The organism is Novosphingobium sp. 9U (assembly GCF_902506425.1).
In the GTDB taxonomy this organism is placed as follows: domain Bacteria; phylum Pseudomonadota; class Alphaproteobacteria; order Sphingomonadales; family Sphingomonadaceae; genus Novosphingobium.
Window position 1 is genome coordinate 348,663 of the sequence record NZ_LR732469.1, and the last position, 21,058, is coordinate 369,720.

Below are 21,058 nucleotides of genomic sequence, written 5' to 3' on the forward strand. Positions count from 1 at the left end.
GCGCGGATTGTGCGGTGCAGCGAAGCGCCGCCCCCTCGTTAACGACCTACCCGATCCTCGAACTTACAGGCCTATCATGTCAGCCCCGCTTCCGCTGCGCAATATCGCGATCATCGCGCACGTCGACCATGGCAAGACCACGCTCGTCGACCAGCTTTTCCGCCAGTCCGGCACCTTCCGCGACAACCAGCGCGTCGAAGAACGCGCGATGGATTCGAACGATCTCGAAAAGGAGCGCGGGATCACGATTCTCGCGAAGCCGACCTCGATCGAGTGGAATGGCTATCGCATCAACATCGTCGACACCCCCGGCCACGCCGACTTCGGTGCCGAAGTGGAGCGCATCCTCTCGATGGTCGACGGCGTGATCCTGCTCGTCGATAGCTCGGAAGGCGCGATGCCGCAGACCAAGTTCGTCACCGGCAAGGCGCTGGGCCTGGGCTTGAAGCCGATTGTCGTGGTCAACAAGATCGACCGTCCCGACGGCCGCCACGCCGAAGTGCTAGACGAGGTATTCGACCTGTTCGTCAGCCTTGATGCCAATGACGAGCAGCTGGACTTCCCGACGCTCTACGCTTCGGGCCGCAACGGCTATGCCAGCACCGATCCCGACGCGCGCGAAGGCACGCTGACGCCCCTGTTTGAAAAGATCGTCGAGCACGTTCCGGCGCCTGAGGCCGACGTCGATGGCCCGTTCAAGTTCCTGGTGACGCTGCTCGATCGCGACAACTTCCTCGGCCGCATCCTGACCGGCAAGGTCCAGTCGGGCCGCATCAAGCTGAACGACCAGATCCGCGCCCTCGACAACGACGGCAACGTCGTTGAGACCGGCCGCGCCTCCAAGCTGCTCGCCTTCCACGGCCTGGATCGCATCCCCGTCGAGGAAGCCAAGGCCGGCGACATCATCTCGATCGCGGGCCTGACCACCGCCACGGTGTCGAACACGATCGCCGATCCGAGCGTAACCGATCCGCTCCACGCGCAGCCGATCGATCCGCCGACGCTGTCGATGCGCTTTGCCGTCAACGATTCGCCGATGGCGGGCCGTGAAGGCAGCAAGGTGACCAGCCGCATGATCCGCGACCGCCTCGCGCGCGAAGCCGAGACCAACGTCGCCATTCGCGTCACCGAAAGCGCCGACAAGGACAGCTTCGAAGTCGCCGGCCGTGGCGAGCTTCAGCTGGGCGTCGTCATCGAGACGATGCGCCGCGAAGGCTTCGAGCTGGGCATCAGCCGCCCGCGCGTGCTGTTCGGTGAAGACGCGAACGGCAAGAAGACCGAGCCGTACGAGACCGTGGTGATCGACGTGGACGACGAGTACTCGGGCACGGTCGTCGAGAAGATGAACATCCGCAAGGGTGAGATGACCGACATGCGTCCGAGCGGTGGCGGCAAGACCCGCATAACCTTCTCGGCACCCTCGCGCGGCCTGATCGGCTACCACGGCGAGTTCCTGTCGGACACCCGCGGCACCGGCATCATGAACCGCCTGTTCGAGAAGTACGACGCGCACAAGGGTCCGATTCCGGGGCGCAAGAACGGCGTCCTGATCTCCAACGGCGCCGGCGAAGCGAACGCCTATGCGCTCGGCCCCTTGGAAGAGCGTGGCGTGTTGTTCGTCGGCGTCGGCGAGCCGCTCTACGAAGGCATGATCATCGGTGAAAACGCCAAGCCCGACGATCTTGAAGTGAACCCGATGAAGTCCAAGCAGCTGACGAACTTCCGTTCGACCGGCAAGGACGACGCCATCCGCCTGACGCCGCCGCGCGTGATGACGCTGGAGCAGGCGATCGCCTACATCGACGACGACGAGATGGTCGAAGTCACGCCGAAGTCGATCCGCCTGCGCAAGGCGATTCTCGATCCCAACGAGCGCAAGAAGGCCAGCCGCAAGAAGGACGCTGCGTAAGCCTCAACCACGCTTCCTCATCCCCGCACAGGCGGGGATCGATCTCCGGGGCTAACAGAAAGCGCCAGCGGCGGGGTTAAACCCACTGCTGGCGCTTTCTTGTTGGGATCGCGAGGTGCCGTTTGGCTGAACCCCGGCGAGTTGGGCTAAGTCACGGAATCAATCCCCGCCTGCGCGGGGATGACGAACAGACGGTGAGATCGAGGGGCGACCTCCTTGGCCGCCCCAAACTCCATGTCAGGCAATTTCGGATAGGTGTGCCGGCTGGTTGCCGCCGCCGCTGCTGCCGCGATCGTAGCGGCCGAACTCCTCGGCGTAGCGCTTCGTCATGGCTTGCTGCTTTTCCAGCGGCACGTTCTGGATCACGTCGGGGAACCAGCTGCTCTCTTCCTGGTAGACGTGCTGCAGCACTGCGCCCTGGATGTGCTCCAGCTTGTCCCGCCACTCCTGGCTCATCGGGTCGAGGTTTTCGAGGATCGCCATGTTGATCTTGGCGGCAGCTTGCTCCTCGTATGCCATGGTCGCGCGCGCCTTGCTGCTGCCCTCGACGAGAGAGGGGTAGATCACCGCCTCTTCGGCATTGGCATGGGCCATCAGGATGCCGCCCAACTCGGTAGCGGCGGCGCGGCGCTCCCCGGCCCCGGCGGCGTTAAGCGCCTGGCCGAAAGCGGATTCGATCTGGCGGTGGTGGTCGAGGATCTGGCCGAGCCAGTCATCGCCCTGAGACAATTGCTCGGCCTTGCGGCGAGCCTCGGCACGGTCTTCCTGCGAGGCCATCGGTGTGACGGCGGCGGCAATCTTATCGAGAAGGGACATCGGCGTAACTCCGTGTTTTGCAGTCCCTTACTAAGCGCCTGCCAAGCTCTGCCCGTTCCGCACCGCTCTGCGGATGAACGCACATGCGCACCGTTCTGACTGACCGGCATAAGCTTCAAAGTGCCTGGTGAAGACGGGTCTCAGGAAGGATCACGCCAGGTTGTTCATAGCCGAGGCGACAAAGCTGAACAATCGCTGCAGCGTCCGTCCCGCAGCAGTTCAGTTTACGTCCGCTAGAACAACATCAACGAACCGACGTGCGCACCGCCAGAGTTTGGCTCCGCCTCCGTCGGCTCAGGAGATTGGACATGAACATCATCCACAAGGGCGTCCTTGCTTCGACCCTCGCCGCCAGTGCCATCGTCTCAACCGCGTCGCCTGCCATGGCCCGCGACTACTATCGCGATCGCGGGGACAACACAGCGGCAGTGGCGATCGGCGCCGGTATCATCGGCCTTGCCGTCGGCGCGATTGCAGCCTCGAGCAACCACAACGATCGCTATTACGACCGCCGCTACTATCGCAATGGCGACGGCTACTATCGTGACAACCGGTCGTACTATCGCAACGACCGCTACTATGACCGCTCGCGCCGCTATGACTCGCGCGACTGGAACAACCGCAGTCGCTATGACGATCGCTACTACGGTCGCCGCGGGTACTGAGTTCGTCAAGCCGTCAGGCGGCTACCCCTTGCACGTCTGATCGGCAAAACTGGCGCCCGGTTCGTAAGAGCCGGGCGCCTTTTTCGTGCTGGTGCCGGAACTTAGAAGTGGAAACCGACCGTCGCGCGCAGCGAGTGGTAGTCGAAATCCTTGTCCGCGACCTTGATGTTGGTGCCACCGGCGCCGCCGATCAGGAACGGGTTGTTTGCCGGCGCGGTACCCCGGCCCACGGACACGTTGTACTTGTTGTCCTTGTAGCGGTTGTACAGGTACTCGACACCCAGACTGACGTTGTTGGTCACCATGATCTCGCCGCCGCCGCCGGCCTGCCAGCCGAAGCGGGTCTTGCCATCGCGGTTCTCGTCGAACGAGTTCAAGCCGTTGGTGGTGAGGAAGCGGTGGTTGATCTTCGCCAGGCTGGCACCACCGGTGACGTAGAACAGCGCTCCGCCGCCAGGCGTGTAGCCGGCGCGCAGGCGGGCAGCGACGCTGTAGTCCAGCTTGCGCTCGACCGTGTAGCTCGCGGGCGTAGTGCTGAAGCCCGTGGCGCGGTCGATCGACTCGTTCTTGCTGCCTTCGATCAGGCCGCCCAGAACGAAGTTGTTCATGCGGCGATCGTAGCCGATGCGCCCGCCGTACTCGAGGCCGTCCTTGTCTCCGCGGCACCCGTCGGCGGCGCGCGCCGAGTTCGCACGGCCGTTGCAGAACCCGGGCGAGAAGGCGTTGGCGCCGGCGGCGGTGGTGACGGTATCGTCATAGCGGCCATCGCCATCGTTATCGAACACCAGACCCCGGCCATTGTAGTTGCCGTTCGCCGCGGTGCCGACGAAGCCGCCGATATAGGGGCCATCGAAGTGGGCATCGCGATCCTGGGCCATGGCCGGGACAGCAGCGAGGGCGGCCAGCCCGAATGCGATGGCCGTCATTGTCGAACGTGCGTGCATGTTGTCGTTCCTATGTAAACTTAACGGATGTGAACCTTCCCTCGCCCGCATAAAGTCGCGGAATGCAGGCAAGTTGCCGCCCCAAAGGGCATTTTGAGGAACCTGTGACATCCGCGCCACGTTCGCTCTGGCAGGCCCGCTATCAGGGTTAAGACGTGGTTCAGCGCCAACCTGCTGAATGGATCATCTCGAATGTATCGAGGCGCCCGCCGATTCCGCCGTACTTGGCAGGCTCCGGAAGGGAGTACCAATGAAGACGTTTTTCAAGACTTTGGGCGTGACGGCGGCGCTGGCTGCGACTTCGCTTGGCTTCGTGCAGAGTGCCGAGGCACGTGACCGCTGGGGCCGTCGAGGCGGCGGAGACGATGCCGCCATCGCCATTGGTGCCGGCATCATCGGCTTGGCCGTTGGCGCCGCAATCGCGGACCGTGGCGATGGCCGGTACTACGACCGGCGCTACTATGACAGCCGGCGGTACGTGACCGTGCGCGGTCGTCCTGGATATTACTACTACTACGACAATGCCCCACGTCGCTATTATCAGGACCGCTACTTCGGCCGCCAAGGCTATTACGGGTACGGGTATGGTAATGGCTACTACGGCAACCGCTGGGACCGTGGCTATGGTCGGGGCAACTGGGACCGTCGCGGGTACGGCAATCGCGACTGGGATCGCCGGGGCGACTGGCGCGGAGACCGTCGTGGCTGGGATGGCCGTGATCGGGACGGGCGCGGTTGGGACCGCGGCGGTCACGGCGACTGGCGTCGATAGGAATGGCGGGGCTCGGGCACGCGCCTGAGCCCCCTCCTCAACTCGCCGTTCCTGCCTGGCTGGCTCTGTCGTAAATCGCAGCCTCGCCAAGCGCAACGCGCAAGGCTATGGGCAGCCGACCATGGACACTGCCGACCTGCGCATCGCCCTGTTTTCGGGCAATTACAATTATGTTCGGGACGGAGCGAACCAGGCACTTAATCGCCTTGCGGGCTACCTGCTCGACCAAGGCGCGGCGGTGCGGATCTACTCGCCGACAGTTGCGAACCCCGCGTTCGAGCCGACCGGCGATCTGGTCGGCGTACGGGCGCTGCCCATCCCGGGCCGGGGTGAATACCGCATGCCGCTGTGGCTGCCGCGCAAGGTGCGCAAGGACCTCAGGGACTTCGCGCCCAATGTGGTGCACGTCTCCTCGCCCGACCCGGTCAGCCACGAGGCAGTGAGCTGGGCACGCAAGCATGAGCTGCCCGTGCTCGCCTCGGTGCACACGCGGTTCGAGACCTATTTTCGGTATTACAACATGGCTTGGGCAGAGCCACTGATGGAGGCGTTCCTGCGTCGCTTCTATCGCCGCTGCGACGCCCTTGTCGCCCCGTCCGAAAGCATGGCGCAAGTGCTGCGCGAGCAGCGGATGAACTACGACATCACGATCTGGTCGCGCGGTGTCGACCGCGAGGTGTTCAATCCCGACGTGCGCTCGCTCGAGTGGCGGCGCTCGCTCGGCATCGGCGACGACGAGATTGCGATCGGCTTCCTGGGGCGCCTGGTCATGGAGAAGGGCCTCGACGTCTTCTCGGACACCATCGACGCCCTTCGTCGGCGCGGCGTGCCGCACAAAGTGCTGGTGATCGGCGAAGGCCCTGCGCGCGAGTGGTTCGAGAGCCGGTTGCCGGGCGCCGCGTTCGTTGGCTTCCAGGCGGGCGCTGACCTCGGCCGCGCCGTCGCCAGCATGGACGTGCTGTTCAACCCCTCTGTCACCGAGACGTTCGGCAACGTCACTTTAGAGGCGATGGCGTGCGCCCTGCCCGTCGTCGCCGCGGCCGCGACCGGGAGCGAGAGCCTGGTCGAGGACCACGTCTCGGGCCGCCTCATCCGGCCCGGCGCAGTGCACCAGTTCGCCGAGGCACTGCGCGGCTATGTCGAGAACGCCGAGCTGCGTGCCCGCCATGGCGCTGCCGGCGAGCGCCGCGCGCTGGACTTCAGCTGGGACCGGATCAACCAGGCCGTCGCCGATACCTACCTGCGTCTGGTCCGCCGCAAGCCTGGGCGCGGTTAAGGCCGCCGGCCCCACCCTCTTCCATGATCTTCGGGCTCAACCCAACGCCCTGACTCAGAACCTTTAGTTCACGCCTACCCCCACCTCGCGCTTGGGCGCATCTTTGACGCTGTCGCCGCACATCCGGCACATAGTCGGTGAACTACTCGGTACGGCAAGGTTGTTGCTTCGGACCGAGGCGAGGCGCCCGCTCGGCTCGGTCCAGCCAAGGCCGCGTTCAACCAAGAGCACTCGGCCGTCATGGTTTCTTGAAGTGGGTCGTTGTAATTTCACGTTTTACATGCCCGCAACAAGGTCACGGTAAAGCAAAGACAGCCGTTTGATCCATTTCGCGCCTAGAAGCGCGTTGCCGCCGCGACAATTAGTGATACCGTTGTGCACTGCTGCGAATCAGATCACTCCGGGGGGAAGTGCTCATGAAGCTTTGGCTTGCCATCGCGATACTTGGCGCGATCTATGCCGTCATTCACGTCTTGCTGATACCCGCGATCGAGCGGAACTGGCTGGCGATGAGCAATGGCAAGAAATACGCGAAAGCCGGCACCATCGCAGCGCTCGAGACACTCCGGGATTTCCTCAAGATCGCGCTGATCGTGTTCGTAGCCGCGTTCGTGATCCTGAGTGTGGTCACGCTCGTCTCGCCGGCATTCGGCGGCACGCTGCTGCAGTGGACCTACCACGCCGTTTCGACGCTGAACGACGTCATCTCGCCCATGCGTGACTTCCTGGGCGGCCTTGTGTTGTGGATCGCGCTCGCCGCCCTGTTCTGGGCAGCCTGGCGCATGCGCAAGGGCGGCATCACCGCGGCACTCGAAGCCGAACGGCACCGCCAGATCGACGCGCTGTTCGCCGACGATGCGCAGTTCGAGGATCTGCCACCCTCTTCGGACATGGATGTTGTCGCCGGCAATATCGCCACGGTCGATGCATTGATGGCGCAACTTCAGGATGCCGGGGGGCCGGAAGCGTCCGCCAAGCTGAAGCAGCTTGAAACCATGCGCGACCAACTGGTGACGCAGTACACCTACATGGACGTCGATCGCCGTATCGACTTGTCGTCCGTGCCGATCGACGAGGCTGAGCCGGGTCCGGGCATCTGGGCTCGCCTGCGCCTGGGCCTGTTCAGCAAGGGCATGCAATCAACGCTGGGCGGCACCGGCAAGTTGCTCAAGCGAGTGGGCACATCCGCTGCCTGCCTGCTCGTCGTCGGCGTCAGCGCGCCCGTCCTCGCCGCTAGCGGGATCATCCCCACACTCGGCTCGATCAACGACCTGCAGGTTTACCGCACGCAAGCGCTGGCGCAGGAAAGCCTTAAGCAGATCGCCCGCGTTGCTGCATCAAAGCCTCCCGCACCTCAACAAGACGAGCAGGAAGAGCCCGACGCTGCTCCGGGCGCTGTATCGCCCTATCGCGTCGCGGCGCAGCAGTTCGCGCATTCGCTTGCCGGATCGTCCGACTTCCGCTCCTCGCTTGCGCACGCCCAGCCGGATCTTGGCAACGCCCCTGCCGCATTGCGCGATGCCGATCGCGTTGTTGAGGAAGTGGCGATCCGCGACGCCTTGCTGCGCGAGTTCTCCGCCAACTCGTCCGAGCGCGCTGTCGCCCTGCGCGGAGTGGGCTTCGGCGACTTCGATGCCATGCCGCCGGAGGCGCGCCAGCGCTACGGCGCCTTCCGCGAGCACGTCGCTCGAGAGGCCTCGGCGCCGCGCCAGGATGCGGTGGTCGACCGGCTGGAGCAGTGGCTGCGCGCCAAGGCCGATGCTTCGCCGCGGTTCAAGAAGCGGCTGTTGGCTGGCGTCGCCTTGTTCCAGCAGCCGGCGACGCTGGGCGACATGTTCAGCACGGTGGTCGACGAAGTGCTGTCGGATTCGATCAAGGCCGCGCTGCCCGATCCGGGTGCCCCCGGCCTGTTCGCGGACAAGGCGTTTGGCGCGGGTGAGGATGGCTTGAACACCGCAAGCTCGCGCATGGTCCAATCCAAACTGACCGACTTCCTCAACGACATCGAAGCGGGCAAGCCCTACGCCAAGGCTATCGAAGGCGTGCGGAGCGGCCGCAGGGTTCCTGCCTACTTCCTGCGGTCTGAGGCGCCGGCCGTGCATGCGCGACTGGCGCAAGCGGATGACAGCGTCACGCGCATCGCCGCCACCGCAAACGACCTGCACCCCAGCCTGCAGGCGGCCGACAACCCGAAGGCTGCGGTCCGCGTCGAGCAGGCAGTGGTGCGCCTTCAATCGGCGGCGTCAGGATCTGCGCCGGCGCTGCGTCAGGCGCTCGAGGGCTCGGCCGGATCATACGAGGACCTGTTTCCGGGTCGTGCCCAGGCGATGAACGAGTCGCCGCTCGGCAAGGCACTGTCGAAGGTGTTCAGCTACTCCGTGGAGATGCCGGCCACGGTGTCGAATGCGGTGTCCGGCCTGGCCGACATCGCGGATTTCGCCAATTTCGGAGGCTCGGGAGCGAAGCGAGCTTCCGCTGGCGCCTCGCGCAGCTTCGCGCGGCTGATGGGGTCGGTGCGAGTCGGCGGAGTGCTGATCGGCTCGACACCAACAAAGGGCGCCCCGTTGCAGGTGCAGGACATCGTCTGGCAGTCGCAAGGCCGCGATGTCGCAATCAGCCTCCTCCAAAACGGCCGCATCGTGCCGATCGGCAAATTCGATGGCGAGATGGTCCAGCAGGCGCTCGCCTATGCAGCAGATGAGCGGCCGACCACGGTGACGATGACGTCGGGACCACTGATGCTGGGCATGTTGCGCGTCCACATCCATCCCGCGCTGCTCGACTCCGAACTCGGCTGCGAGATGATGGAGCTCGACCGCTTCGTCGATACCGCGACGTCGGACTGGGAGCCGCGTGAGGAATGGTCGACGATGGCCGAGACGCAACTGGCCGTCTACAACGGCGCCGCTGGCGACCGCGACAGGCTCGATAACCTGGATGTTCCGTTCGAGACAGCCGTCAACCAGGCATTCCCCAGCAGCTGGAACGCCGCCGATCCCAAGATGTCGTTGTTCGCGCACGATCCGGAGCGCTTCGACGGCGCCTTGGTCAAGCGCATGGGCGAATGCCGTTCGCAGTTGGGCCAAGGCCATAAGGCGTACATGACCTGCGTCGGTTCGCCGGTCGACCCGCTGCGCTATCCCTCGCAGCCATACGCCGTCTGGAGCGGAGTGCGCGAGGCATCCTATCCGCTCTCGCTCGACAGCTTACGCTATGGCCCCTCCGCAAATCGGCTCCGCTTCATGCTCCAGGTCGCCTTCGAGCGCCAGCCGCCGTGCGACGACGAAGCCTGCGAGAACATGGCTCCGGGTACGCCCTGGGAGTTCCCGGCGATCGCCTCGGGCCTGAGCGAACGTACGCTGAGCTTTGCGCATGGGAACGCGTCGGCCGCGCGCATCCTGGCGCGCGCCGATCGCTTCACGGCATTGCAGCGCCTGTTCCGTGTCGCCTTGTCAGGTGGGCTCGGCGACGGGTTTCCGCGGCATCGCCTGATCGCGCTGATGCAGGATGCGGCGAAAGCCGATCCGATCGATCCGGTCACCACCCCGGACTGGAACCAGTCCCGCGAGAGAGCGCTCCAGCTGCTGGCTCTCCTCCGCAAGGAACCTTCAGACAACGAGATCGCTGCCGCCCGGCTCGAATACATCGAAAGCGTCGCTCAGCCCGACAGCGGCGAGCGTTTCTCCGGAGGCGATACCTGCAAGGGCGGTGCGTACGCGCTGCACTGACCGGGTGAAGTGCTCAGCGCAAAGGCAACGTCGCGTCGCCAGGACACCGAGGATGCGCCTGTGCGGCTCATGCGAAACGCCATGCCGATCGAGGCAGCAGTGCTCGCAAGGTCCATGGTGCCGGCTACAGGATTCGAACCCGTGGCCCCCTGATTACAAATCAGGTGCTCTACCAACTGAGCTAAGCCGGCCGCTGGTGGATGCGGTGCCCCATACAGCGGGTATGGGGCACCGGTCCAGACCGGAAACGCGCGCGTTAGAAAACCGCGCGGGGTTCCGGTTCGTTCATCATCGTCTGGCGGATCAGCGGGATCGGCGCGCCGCCAAAGCCCAGGAAGGTGTCGTGGAACTGCTTCCACGCCGCCTTGCCACCGCGGGTCGCGGTCCAATCATCGCGCAGCTTGCGGATCATCAGCTTGCCCAGCGTGTAGTTGAGGTAGGCCGGATCGTAGGTGCCGCGCGCGGCCTGCTGCTCGGCGGTGCCTTCGACCTGATAGCACTCGTTCTGGAACATCGCCTGAGACTGCGCCTGGGTCATGCCGCGGGCATGGAGGCCGATTGCAGACAGGAAGCGGCAGTCCCGCAGCAGCGCGTTGGAGATCTGGCCGACGTGGACGCCGGGATCGCCGTTGCCGTATCCGGCATCCCACATCATCTCCTCAGCGTAGTGCGCCCAGCCCTCTGCGTAAGCGTAAGGCACGAAGATGCGCGCGATCCACGAAGGCGCGCGGTTCGAGTGCAGGAACTGCAGGAAGTGCCCCGGCATGACCTCGTGCACGCTGGTGAACAGCAGGTCGTTCTTGCCCGGAATGTAGTCCAGCTGCTTCTGCTTCGACCACGCCGGGTCGGGCGGTGAGATGTAGAAGATCGACGGGATGCCCTTCTCGTACGGCCCCGGCGGATCGATGTAGGCGCTGTTCTGTCTGTTGTAGGGCGGACTTTCGCGTACGAGCGCCTGTTCGGTGCCGGGGATGGTCACGATGTCCTTGGCACGCACGAAGGCGGTGAGCTCGGGGATCTGCTTGCGCGCGGCCTCTACCGGACCGTCCGCAGGCTTGTCGGCGTTCAGCTTGTCGAAGCACTGCGGGATGGTCTTGCCGGGCGCGTACTTCGCGCAGGCGAGCTTCAGTGCATCCTGGTTGCGCTTGAGGTCTGCGCGGCCGATCGCCTCCACTTGGTCGAGCGGCAAGTCGACCAGTTCGGTCTCCTTGAGCATGCGCGAGAACAAGTCCGCGCCGAGCGGGAAGTCCTGCGTGGCGGTGGCCTGCTGGCCCTTGAGCCAGGTGGCGAGGTCCGCCATCGCCTGACCGGCCTTCTCCGAAGAAGCCTTGAACTCGGCCTGTAGCGCGGGGTCCTTGACGTCGGCGAATGCGGTGCGCGCATCTCCGCGATAATACTCGGCGAAACCGCCGAAGCCGGAGATACCGTGCTTGATGAAACTGGCGGGCAGCGGCGTGCGCAAGTTGGCGCGGATGTTGGCGGCGGCCGCGGGGATCGCGTTGAAGAACGAGATCATCGCGCGCATGCGGGTCGGCTTGTCGGCGTACTCGCGGCTGACGTAAACGTTCGGGTCCAGGCCGCCGTCGATGTACCAAGCCGGGTTGCGATGCGGCCGGTCTGCCTCGGCGATCCAGAACAGCTCACGCCGAGTGTAAGCGACCAGGTTGTCGCGCTCCATCGCGTCCTGCGCCGAAAGTCCGGTGTAGGCGCCGGCGTCGGTCACCACAGAGCGCAGGAAGGCCACGCGGGTGGCAAGGCCGGCATCGCTCCAGTCGGGCAACTTGCCGTCGAAGCGGTGATCGCCCTGGTAGATCGCGGTGGCGGGGTCGAGCGCGAACCAGCGGTCGATCGTCGCCTGCACGAAGTCCTTCCACGCGAGCCGGTTGGCAGCTGGCGCCACCGGTGCCTCGGCGCTGGCATTTGGCGGCGGCACTTGCGCGGTCGTGCAAGCGCCGAGCGTTAGGCAGGCGATGCCGGTCAGCAGGATGGTTCTGGTTCTCATTGGCGGCCCCTTCGTAAACGCGCGAAGGGGTGCCCACGTGTGCGGACACCCCCTCCCGCCTGCGAGTGTGGTCTAAGCCGCGCCGAACGTCCACCCCTCGGTGCGCGCGATTTCGCGAGTGAGTTCGGGAGGGTGCCAGAGAGTGTGATCGTCAGCATGCCGTCTCAGCCACGCGGAAGTGAGCAAGGCGTCCGAGCTGTGGTCGTCGATGCCGCCGGTTAGGCCGGTCGGCGGCGAACCGAGTTGCGTCAGCGCGGCATCGAGTGAGGCGCCGTCGCGGATCTTTGAGCGTGCGGCGGTGCGGCTTGCGGCCAGGGCGGCGATGGTGGTGTAGATCTCGACGATCACGGAGCCGGTGGCGGGCAGCTCAAGGCCATCGACCGGCCAGACGAACACGCGGCCGTTCAGCTGGTGCAGCAGGCGCATACCGGTGAGACTCGACTTGCCTACTTGCGCCGCTCCGATGAGATTGAAGTTGCTATATGGCTTGCACCCTGCCCGCTCCTGCGCGGTTTCGGTCAGGCGGAAGCGGCCGCGGCGATGTGTCGCTTGGGCGAGGTGGAACGCCGCGCCCTCCCGCCCGCCGTGGCGGCGAAAGTAGGCGCTGAGCTGCGGGTGGTCGACGAAGCTGGACGCGGCAAGGTGCGGGTCTGAAGCGCAGGTCTCGTCGATAAGGCGCCATAGGGCATGCGCATCGTGCGGGCTGTCGGCCCAGCCCGGGAAGAAGGCGGCGGCGTCGGCGTGCGGGAGTGATACGCCCAGGTCCATGCCAACCAGGGTGTCGGGCGGGAGGCTGTCGCGCAGGTAGTCGAGCACGGCGGCGCGCGACCAGTGGCGGTGGTCGGGTGGGCTTAACAATTGCGGCGCTTCGCCGGTGGCCGAGCATAGGCCGAGAGCGATGCCGGCCTGGCGCTCCCCGGCTGCACCAGACCAGTCGATCGCGAGGAAGTGGGAGAAGCGATTAGGCGGCATCAACCTTCAACTGCGCCAGCCGACCTCCCGTGGTGTGAGTAGTAACGAACAAGAGGATCAATCCCCCCGCCGCTCGCGCCGCTTCTTGTCCCACCATTCCATGCGCTCGATCACCTGGCGCTCGAAGCCGCGCGCGACCGGCTTGTAGTAGGCCTGCGGCTGCATCTCCTCGGGCCAGTAGTCCGCGCCGGAGAAACCGTCGTCCGTGTCGTGGTCGTAGGCGTAATCCTTGCCATAGCCGATGTCCTTCATCAGCTTGGTCGGCGCGTTGAGGATGCTGGCGGGCGGCATCAGCGAACCGGTCTCGCGAGCGGACTTGAAGGCGGCCTTTTGCGCCACATAGGCCGCGTTCGACTTGGGTGCGGTGGCGAGATAGAGGCAGGCCTGGACGATCGCCAGCTCGCCTTCGGGAGAGCCCAGGAATTCGTACGCATCCTTGGCGGCAAGGCACTGCACCAGCGCCTGCGGGTCGGCGAGGCCGATGTCCTCGCTGGCGAAGCGCACCAGGCGGCGCAGCACGTAGAGCGGCTCCTCACCAGCGGTCAGCATTCGCGACATGTAGTAGAGCGCGGCCTGCGGGTCCGAACCGCGCAGCGACTTGTGCAGCGCCGAGATCAGGTTGTAGTGCCCCTCGCGGTCCTTGTCATAGACCGCCACACGGCGCTGCAGAAACTGGCCGAGCGCGGCGGGATCGAGCGGCTCGGGCAGCTTGGCGGCATAGAGCGTCTCGGCCTGGTTTAACAGGAACCGCCCATCGCCATCGGCCGAGGCGACCAGTGCCTCGCGCGCCTCCGTGGTGACGGGCAGCGGTCCTTCCAGGCCTTCGGCGCGGGTCAGCAGTGCCTCCAGTGCGATGGCGTCGAGCCGATGCAGGATCAGCACTTGCGCGCGGCTGAGCAGCGCGGCGTTCAGCTCGAAGCTGGGGTTCTCAGTGGTGGCGCCCACCAGCGTCACGGTACCGCGCTCTACATAAGGCAGGAAACCGTCCTGCTGCGCGCGGTTGAAGCGATGGATCTCGTCCACGAACAGCAGGGTGCGCTGCCCCGCCTTGGCCGCGGTGTCGGCTTCGGCGAAGACCTTGCGCAATTCCGCGACGCCCGAGAACACCGCACTGACCGCGGCGAAGCGCATGCCCACCGCGTCGGCGAGCAGGCGCGCGATGCTGGTCTTGCCGGTGCCAGGCGGCCCCCACAGCACCATGGAGGACAGGCGGCCCGCCGCCACCATGCGGCCGATCGCGCCTTCGGGACCGGTCAGATGCTCCTGCCCGATCACCTCGCCCAGATTCTGCGGGCGCAGGCGGTCGGCAAGGGGGGCGTCCGCACGCGCCGGCTCGCCTCGGGCGTGTGCGGGCTGCGCGGGCAAGTCGTCGGCGAAGAGATCGGCCATGGCGCTCATCTAGCAATTTACCACGCCGATTGCATCGCCTCTGCGCTGGGCGTAATCGTGCCGCGACAGGAGACACGCGCATGGATGCGACGATTGGCGCCACGGGGGCGGAGAAGGCACCGGTGCACCTGTGGGTCGTGGGCACGCTCAGCCTCTTGTGGAATGCTTTCGGCTGCTTCGACTTCGTGATGACGAACGTGCGCGATGCGGCGTACCTCGCGGACTTGCCGCCTGACATGATCGACTACATCGACGGCTTCCCGGCCTGGGCGGTGATCGCCTGGGCCATGGGCGTTGGTTTCGGACTGCTCGGGTCGATCCTGCTGTTCGGACGCTCTCTCTATGCGGCTTACGCCTTCGCATTCTCGGTGCTCGGACTGGCAGGCACACAGCTTTACCAGTTCGGTGAAGGCACCCCGCGCGGCATGGACACGCCCGCGAACTGGGGCATGACGGCGTTAATCTGGGTCATCGCGCTGGCGCTGCTGTTCTACGCGCTGCGCATGCGGGCTCGCGGGGTGCTGCGCTAGAGGTAGCGCTCGATCGGCAGCTTGGAGAGCAATGACACCAGGGCTCGGCTGATCGGGTTGGTGCTGGGCTCGGTGGTTTCGGGCTCGGGATCGTCGTCGCGCGCGTCGGTCCAGCAGACTTCGCCCTCAGGTGTCAGGCCCAGGCAGTAGACGTTCTCGGCGATGTCGCGCTCGAACGATTTGGCGAGATCCGCTGCCAGCTCGGGCGACTCGATCAGCAAGCCCATTTCGGTGTTGAGGTGGGCGGAACGCGGATCGAAGTTGGCCGAGCCGATGTAGACTTGGCGCCCATCCACGCCGATCGTCTTGGCGTGGAGGCTGCGGCCTTCCTCCCGCAGCGCCCGAGCGCTGGCCGATCGTGTGCGCACGAATTTGCGCGCGGTCTTGGGCTTGTCGTCCGGCGCCGGCATTTCAAACAGGCGGACGCCCGCCTTTAGCAGCGGCAGCCGGCACGGCGCATAGCCGGTATGGACGAAGCCGACATCGGTGGCGGCGAAGGAGTTCGTGAGCACCCTCACCCGAACGCCGCGCCGCGCCAAGTCGCCAAGCTCCGCCGTGCCACGCGCCGTCGGCACGAAGTAGCCGGAGATGATCTCCAGCTGGCTCTCTGGCATGGTGAGCCCGGCGGGCATGAGCGCGCGCAGATCGGTGGCACCATCGCGAGCGCCGTCAGCCGCGTAGTCGTGGTTGACGAGCTTGGCGCACGCCCAGGTCATCGTCACGGTGCCGTCGATCATCTCGCCGAACAGCTTGCGGGAGCGGACGGCTTCGCGGTAGCGATCCGCCCGCTGGCTGGTCGCCATGCGCACCCTGGCCCGCTCGACCTTCCGGCGTTTGCGCGCGGACACACGCCCGACGAGGCTGCCGACCGGACGCACTTGCGCCCCGTTCCAATAAGCGTCGAACGCAAGCGAAACCTCCGGCACGACGGCGCCGACCGCCAGCACGTCGAGATCCGCGAACTGGCCTTTCTGGCGCGCGGCGAAGTATTCGTCGCCGATGTTGCGACCGCCCAGGATCGTTGCCTGGCTGTCTACCGTGAAGCTCTTGGCATGCATCCGGCAGTTCAGGCGTTTGAAGTCAAACAGGTAGTTGATCGGCTTGGGCCAGCGCACGGCGCACGGATTGTAGAGACGCACTTCGAAGTTGGCATGCGCGTCGAGGCAGGCGAGGCGCGCGTCGAGCCGGGCGGTGCCGATGTCGTCGACGATCAGCCGCACCCGCACCCCGCGCTCGGCGGCCGCTTCCAGCTCGTCAAGCAGCAGCGAGCCGGACAAGTCGTCATGCCAGATGTAGTACTGCACATCGAGCGTCCGCTCCGCCGATCGCGCCAGCAGCACGCGTGCAGCAAAGGCGTCCTTGCCGTCGCGCAGCAGCTTCAGGCCGGTAAGTTCGTCATCGTCGGGGCCGCGGCTGTCGACTTCGCGGCCGAGCGTCGTGAGCGCGGTGTCGAGATCGGCATGGGTCGCCGGCACCGCGCGATGCGGCGGCAGCTTGAAGGCCTTCAGGCGTCTCACAGATCGTCGCTCCCCACCGAGAAGGAATGCGGAGCGCCGGTGGTTGTTGCAAGCCCCCTGCCGCGCAGTCGCGGTTCGGTCACCCGTCGGGCCCCGTTCACCAGCCCGGCCCCTCTCACCAGCCCGGCAAGGTGACGACCTGGTCGGCCAGGCGCTCGACTTCGGCACGGTCATGGCTGACGTACAGGATGGGTATGCGCAATTCGTCGCGCACGCGCTCGATCACCCGCATGATTTCCTCACGCCGCGCGGCGTCGAGCGATGCGAGCGGCTCGTCCATCAGCAGCACGCGGGGGCCCGAGAGCAGCGCCCGTCCAATGGCCACGCGCTGGGCTTCGCCTCCCGAGAGATGCCGCGGCATGCGATCGAGCAAGTGCTCGATGCCAAGAAACGCGACCGCATCGCCAGGCTCCATCCACCGGCGTTCCGGCGGCACGAGGCCCCAGCCGAACAGCAGGTTCTCTCGCACGGAACGATGTGGAAAAAGCCGGTTGTCCTGGAACACGTACCCACAGGCGCGCTGTTCGGGCGCAAGGTTCACCCCGTTGGCACGGTCGAACAACACTTGTTCGCAGACTGCGATGCGCCCGCTTTGGGGCGTGACCAGACCGGCAACGGCATCGAGCACGCTGGTTTTGCCCGCGCCCGAGGGGCCGAACAGCGCGGTGAGGCCGTTCCCGGCTTGGATCGCAGCCGTGACTATTCGCTCTCCGCGCGCGATGACGATGTCGAGTTCAAGGCTCATCGCATGCGCCATACCAGCGCAGACGGATTGACCAAGCCCGAGAACAGCGGGGCATAAAGGGTATTCCTCCTCTCCCCCTAAAGGGAGAGGGTAGGCTGATAAGCCTCGGCAGCGCCCTGCCGCGGCAATCAGTCCAGCAGTGCCAGCATGTTGTCGATGGTCGTCGTCGCGAAGCCCACCGCGCTGTCCGAGATGCCATACGGCAGCAAAAGCCGCTCGCCCACGCGCAGCGCGCCGCAGGTGTAGACCACGTTCGGCACATAGCCGGAGCGGTCGGCGTTCTCCGCGGTCAGCACCGGCTCGCGCGAGCGGGCGATGACCTTGGAGGGTTCGTCGCGGTCGAGCAGCGCGGCGCCCAGCGCGTACTTGCGCATGGCGCCGACGCCGTGGGTCAGGAGCAGCCAGCCCTCATCGGTGAGGATGGGGCTGCCGCAGTTGCCGATCTGGATGAACTCCCACGGGTAGGCGGGCTCCATCAGCAGCACGCCCTCGTCGTCCCACTCGTCCACCTTGTCGGAGCTGAGCAGGAACAGGTTCTTGCCGTCCTGCCGGCCGACCATCATGAACTTGCCCCCGATCTTCTCGGGAAACAGCGCCATGCCCTTGTTGCGGCCGGCCTTGCCGCGGATGGGCTCAAGCCCGAAGCTTCGGAAGTCGCGGGTGCGCAGCAGTTCCGACCGGATCGAACTGCCCGAGTAAGCCGTGTAGGTGCCGATCCACTCGTAGTCGCCGCCGCCATGGTCGAAGCGCACCAGGCGCAGGTCTTCCAGCCCACCGCGCTGCTGCTCGGTGATCGGGAAGATGACCGTGTTCGACAGGCTGGAGTCCGGGTTTCGCCGCACCGTCACCGGGCAATCCGCGCAGGCAAGCCCCTCATCGTCCAGCTCTACAGAGGTGCCGAAGCTGGCTTGGTGCCAGAGCTCGAAGTTGCCGTCGGCCTCGGCGATGCCTTCGCGGAAGGCGACCGAGCTGATGTGCCCCTCTCCCACCGCGCGCAACGACATGACGAACCGCACCGCGCCGTCCTGCATGCCGGACTGGTCCGGATGCGGAACGATCGACGGGTTCATCAAGGCAGCGGCCGCGAAGGTATATTCGTGGCAGAAGTAGCTTCCGATCAGGCGCTGCTTGGTCTCGGAAAAGTCCGACGGGTCGAGCTGGAGGTTGACCGCCACTTCATCGAAGCGGGCTGCGAAGATGCGCTCGGTCTGCCAGTGCCGTTCCTCGAAGTCGCGCAGAACCCTCTCGTATTCGAGTTCCGCGCGATCGTCGGTCAGCGAGGCCACATCGCGGACGAGCCGCTGCGCGCGACCGTCCGGATCGTTCTTCCCCTGCCAACCGAGGTGGAACGGGCGCAGGACCACCCGACCTGGATCGGCATGCAGCCGCGTTTCGAAGATATGCAAGGCTTCAGCGCGCGGTTTCTCGAGCAGGTTCAAGCAAGCGTCCTTCGGGGGATTCGGTCTGCGTCCGGTAGAGAGCCAGCATGGCATAGTGCGAAAGTTGGAAGGCGAGAATACTCTCCGCGCCGCAATTTCGGTTTGCCCCACGGGGTGTCACCCCGTCGCGACACCGACCCGTTGTCATGTCGGCCAGCTGCACGCCGCGATCGTTGCCGCCGAAGAACCATGACCAGGCCGCGATCGCGTGCTCGTACCAGAAGCCGTTATCTTGCGCGCGATGGGCACTCAAGGCCGCCTCGATCGCAGCTTGCGCTTCCAGGGGCTGCTGGTCGAACGGCAGGTAGGTATGCGGCTTGCCGAAGCTCTCCGATCCGATCGGGCGGAACACGCCGCCCGACGAGATCTGCCGGCGGCAGATCCATTCCAGTGTCTCGAGGCCAGAATTGATCCAGTCTTCGCGCCCGAGCGCCACGCCCGCCTCGATCATCGCTTGGGACAGACGCGGGTTGTCATAGCCGAGCACAGCCTCGAACCAGGCCCAATCCGGGCGCCGCTCACCGCCGAGCAGTTTCTCGAGGAAGTGACCGCCGTGTTCCAGCGTCGCGAGCGAAGCCTCATGACCGGGCTCGGCACGCAGCATCGCCGCGGCACCCAGAATCTGGAAGGCAATAGCGCGGGGAGAGCCGATGTCGTTCAGCTGCGGCAGCGCGCAATCATACAAATTGCGCGCCCATTCGCGCATGTCCGGATCCGGCGCACAATGCGCGGTGTGGCCCAAGGCCCAGATCGCCCGGCCGTTGGAATCGTCCGATCCGATGTCCTCGCACCAGGTGCGATCGAAGCGCATGAAGTTGCGGAAGCGCTTCTCTTCAGGGTTCCACGCGTCTTGGATGAACGAAGCGTAGACCATGCTCCAGCGCATCCGTTCGGTCGGATGCAGCCCCTCGGCCACGTTCATCAGCATCAGCGCGCGGACGTTGTCGTCCAGGCAGTAGCCGTGCTGACGGTTGGGAACGATACCCACCGAGTGCTGCAGCATGCCCGTGGCGTCGCACATGGCGATCACGCCCGAGAGCCCCGGCGTGGCCGTCAGCGGCGCGCGGCGCGGTGCGGGTGCCACAGCGCCGGCAGCCAGCCGCGCAGTGGCATCCGCGAAGCGCGGCCAGATCGTCTCGCGCCCGCGGTTGTAGGCGCGGCGCTGCACGGCGGCGAGCTCTGCCGGGTTATCGAGCAAGTTGGTGACCGCGCGCGCGATCTCCTCGTGCGAGCCGGGCTCGATGAGGTTGCCGACGCCATCGCCCAGCAGTTCGCAGGCATGCAGGTAGCGGGTCGAGATCACGGCCTTACCCAGCGCCACCGCGTAGCTGAGCGTGCCCGAGGTGGACTGCTGCAGGTTCGGGTACGGCGTGATGTAGATGTCGCAGGCTTCGAGCTGGTCGAGCAGCTCATCGTTGTCGAGGAAGCGGTTTTCCCACTCGATGTGATCGGCGACATCCAGCCGCTCGGCAAGCGCCATCAGACCTTCGCGATAGCGCTCGCCCTCGCTGGCGACAAGGTTGGGATGCGTGGCGCCGACGATGCGGTAGATCGCTTCCGGGTGACGCTCGACGATGGCGGGCAGCGCTTCGATGGCACGCTCCAGACCCTTGCCGGGGCCGAGCAGACCGAAGGTCATCAGCACCTTGCGGCCGGTCAGACCGAAGCGCGCCTTGAACTCGGCCTGGCGCCCGAACGGCCGGTCGGGAGCGCCGTGCTCGATCACTTCCAGGATCTCGGGATTGGCGCCGTACTTGCTGATCAGCAACTCGCGCGAGTGGCGCGACATGACCATGATGCGCGATGCGCGCGTCACCAGGTGGCACAGGATTGCGCGCTGGCGCTCGGACGGGTCAGCCAGGACGGTGTGGCAGGTAAGGATCAACGGCGCGGCGAGCCGGTCCACGAAGTCGCACACGGCCTGTCCGTCGTCACCGCCGAAGATGCCGTACTCGTGCTGCAGCCAGACTGCGTCGACGCCGGACTCGTTGATCGTGCGCGCCGCTCGCGCGAACGTCTCGCCATCGTTGCCGGCGATCACCTGCGTGCCAGCGTCGTACGACAGCGGAGCGGAGGGATCGTCTAGCGCGTAGACTTCCACGCCGACTTCCGCATGGAACTCCCGCAGCTTCTCGGCGATATCGGCCGTGAACGTGGCGATGCCACACTTTCGCGGAGTATAGGTGCCGATCAGCGCAACGCGGATCGGCTTCGTTTCAGAGGAAGGGGCCGGTGCCTTGGCACCCTCAAAGATCGCCAGGATCTCCGCCGACTTTGCAGGGCGGGAAGCGAGCAGGTCTCGAGGAGCATGGTTCATGCAGCGTCCGTTCAGAAAGCAGTGATCGCTTACCAAA

General features: G+C 65.7%; 15 protein-coding genes and 1 tRNA gene. 6 read left to right on the forward strand and 10 right to left on the reverse strand.

Annotation, left to right across the window (positions count from 1 at the left end):
* Positions 1-76: 76 nt before the first annotated feature.
* On the forward strand, positions 77-1,909 hold the full coding sequence (gene typA / locus GV044_RS01590; protein ID WP_159864539.1) for a translational GTPase TypA: 1,833 nt from the start codon (positions 77-79) through the stop codon (positions 1,907-1,909).
* Between the two features lie 237 nt (positions 1,910-2,146).
* Here typA and GV044_RS01595 read toward each other — a convergent pair whose 3' ends face one another.
* Positions 2,147-2,725, reverse strand: coding sequence for a hemerythrin domain-containing protein (locus GV044_RS01595; RefSeq protein ID WP_159864543.1), 579 nt, complete (start codon positions 2,723-2,725; stop codon positions 2,147-2,149).
* 308 nt (positions 2,726-3,033) lie between these two features.
* On the opposite strand from GV044_RS01595, the gene GV044_RS21770 reads away from it, so the two are divergent.
* Positions 3,034-3,390: a hypothetical protein gene (locus tag GV044_RS21770; RefSeq protein WP_201298991.1), complete on the forward strand. Its 357-nt coding sequence runs from the start codon at positions 3,034-3,036 to the stop codon at positions 3,388-3,390.
* 101 nt (positions 3,391-3,491) lie between these two features.
* On the opposite strand, the gene GV044_RS01605 is transcribed toward GV044_RS21770, so the two are convergent.
* Entirely contained in the window at positions 3,492-4,334 is an 843-nt protein-coding gene (locus tag GV044_RS01605) for an outer membrane protein (RefSeq protein WP_159864546.1), read from the reverse strand.
* A 250-nt stretch (positions 4,335-4,584) separates the two neighbouring features.
* Here GV044_RS01605 and GV044_RS01610 point away from each other — a divergent pair, with 250 nt between their 5' ends.
* The 3 genes from GV044_RS01610 to GV044_RS01620 all read left to right on the forward strand — a co-directional run bounded on the left by GV044_RS01610 (position 4,585) and on the right by GV044_RS01620 (position 10,110).
* A complete protein-coding gene (locus GV044_RS01610) occupies positions 4,585-5,106 on the forward strand; it encodes a hypothetical protein (protein ID WP_159864549.1) in 522 nt (173 codons plus the stop codon).
* 121 nt (positions 5,107-5,227) lie between these two features.
* On the forward strand, positions 5,228-6,382 hold the full coding sequence (locus tag GV044_RS01615) for a glycosyltransferase family 1 protein (RefSeq protein ID WP_159864552.1): 1,155 nt from the start codon (positions 5,228-5,230) through the stop codon (positions 6,380-6,382).
* A 416-nt stretch (positions 6,383-6,798) separates the two neighbouring features.
* Positions 6,799-10,110, forward strand: a complete 3,312-nt coding sequence (locus tag GV044_RS01620) for a hypothetical protein (protein ID WP_159864555.1) — start codon at positions 6,799-6,801, stop codon at positions 10,108-10,110.
* A 115-nt stretch (positions 10,111-10,225) separates the two neighbouring features.
* Here GV044_RS01620 and GV044_RS01625 read toward each other — a convergent pair.
* The 4 genes from GV044_RS01625 to GV044_RS01640 all read right to left on the reverse strand — a co-directional run bounded on the left by GV044_RS01625 (position 10,226) and on the right by GV044_RS01640 (position 14,473).
* Positions 10,226-10,301 (reverse strand) — tRNA-Thr (locus GV044_RS01625).
* Positions 10,302-10,366: 65 nt separating this feature from the next.
* Entirely contained in the window at positions 10,367-12,112 is a 1,746-nt protein-coding gene (locus tag GV044_RS01630; protein ID WP_159864558.1) for a DUF885 domain-containing protein, read from the reverse strand.
* Between the two features lie 72 nt (positions 12,113-12,184).
* Complete coding sequence (locus GV044_RS01635; RefSeq protein ID WP_159864561.1) at positions 12,185-13,084, reverse strand: hypothetical protein; 900 nt, start codon at positions 13,082-13,084, stop codon at positions 12,185-12,187.
* A gap of 57 nt (positions 13,085-13,141) precedes the next feature.
* Entirely contained in the window at positions 13,142-14,473 is a 1,332-nt protein-coding gene (locus tag GV044_RS01640) for a replication-associated recombination protein A (RefSeq protein WP_159864564.1), read from the reverse strand.
* Between the two features lie 80 nt (positions 14,474-14,553).
* On the opposite strand from GV044_RS01640, the gene GV044_RS01645 reads away from it, so the two are divergent.
* Positions 14,554-15,003: a hypothetical protein gene (locus tag GV044_RS01645; protein WP_159864567.1), complete on the forward strand. Its 450-nt coding sequence runs from the start codon at positions 14,554-14,556 to the stop codon at positions 15,001-15,003.
* Here the strand turns inward: GV044_RS01645 and GV044_RS01650 are convergent.
* The 4 genes from GV044_RS01650 to GV044_RS01665 all read right to left on the reverse strand — a co-directional run bounded on the left by GV044_RS01650 (position 15,000) and on the right by GV044_RS01665 (position 21,021).
* Positions 15,000-16,520 carry a phospholipase D family protein gene (locus GV044_RS01650; protein ID WP_159864570.1) on the reverse strand — a complete coding sequence of 507 codons (1,521 nt, stop codon included), beginning with the start codon at positions 16,518-16,520 and terminating at the stop codon, positions 15,000-15,002. The two genes, GV044_RS01645 and GV044_RS01650, sit on opposite strands and share 4 nt — an antisense overlap.
* Positions 16,521-16,635: 115 nt before the next feature.
* Complete coding sequence (locus tag GV044_RS01655; protein ID WP_159864573.1) at positions 16,636-17,265, reverse strand: molybdenum ABC transporter ATP-binding protein; 630 nt, start codon at positions 17,263-17,265, stop codon at positions 16,636-16,638.
* A 128-nt stretch (positions 17,266-17,393) separates the two neighbouring features.
* Entirely contained in the window at positions 17,394-18,671 is a 1,278-nt protein-coding gene (locus GV044_RS01660) for a glycoside hydrolase family 130 protein (RefSeq protein ID WP_236554601.1), read from the reverse strand.
* A 4-nt stretch (positions 18,672-18,675) separates the two neighbouring features.
* Positions 18,676-21,021 (reverse strand): glycosyltransferase family 4 protein, encoded by a 2,346-nt coding sequence (locus tag GV044_RS01665; protein WP_159864579.1) that lies wholly within the window; start codon positions 21,019-21,021, stop codon positions 18,676-18,678.
* Positions 21,022-21,058 lie beyond the last annotated feature (37 nt).

Coding starts and splice junctions, on each gene's coding strand:
- GV044_RS01605 (WP_159864546.1), bottom strand. CDS start 4,334: ATGCACGCACGTTCGACAATGACGGCCATCGCATTCGGGCTGGCCGCC.
- GV044_RS01615 (WP_159864552.1), top strand. CDS start 5,228: ATGGACACTGCCGACCTGCGCATCGCCCTGTTTTCGGGCAATTACAAT.
- GV044_RS01595 (WP_159864543.1), bottom strand. CDS start 2,725: ATGTCCCTTCTCGATAAGATTGCCGCCGCCGTCACACCGATGGCCTCG.
- GV044_RS01635 (WP_159864561.1), bottom strand. CDS start 13,084: ATGCCGCCTAATCGCTTCTCCCACTTCCTCGCGATCGACTGGTCTGGT.
- GV044_RS21770 (WP_201298991.1), top strand. CDS start 3,034: ATGAACATCATCCACAAGGGCGTCCTTGCTTCGACCCTCGCCGCCAGT.
- GV044_RS01665 (WP_159864579.1), bottom strand. CDS start 21,021: ATGAACCATGCTCCTCGAGACCTGCTCGCTTCCCGCCCTGCAAAGTCG.
- GV044_RS01630 (WP_159864558.1), bottom strand. CDS start 12,112: ATGAGAACCAGAACCATCCTGCTGACCGGCATCGCCTGCCTAACGCTC.
- typA (WP_159864539.1), top strand. CDS start 77: ATGTCAGCCCCGCTTCCGCTGCGCAATATCGCGATCATCGCGCACGTC.
- GV044_RS01620 (WP_159864555.1), top strand. CDS start 6,799: ATGAAGCTTTGGCTTGCCATCGCGATACTTGGCGCGATCTATGCCGTC.
- GV044_RS01645 (WP_159864567.1), top strand. CDS start 14,554: ATGGATGCGACGATTGGCGCCACGGGGGCGGAGAAGGCACCGGTGCAC.
- GV044_RS01610 (WP_159864549.1), top strand. CDS start 4,585: ATGAAGACGTTTTTCAAGACTTTGGGCGTGACGGCGGCGCTGGCTGCG.
- GV044_RS01655 (WP_159864573.1), bottom strand. CDS start 17,265: ATGAGCCTTGAACTCGACATCGTCATCGCGCGCGGAGAGCGAATAGTC.
- GV044_RS01640 (WP_159864564.1), bottom strand. CDS start 14,473: ATGGCCGATCTCTTCGCCGACGACTTGCCCGCGCAGCCCGCACACGCC.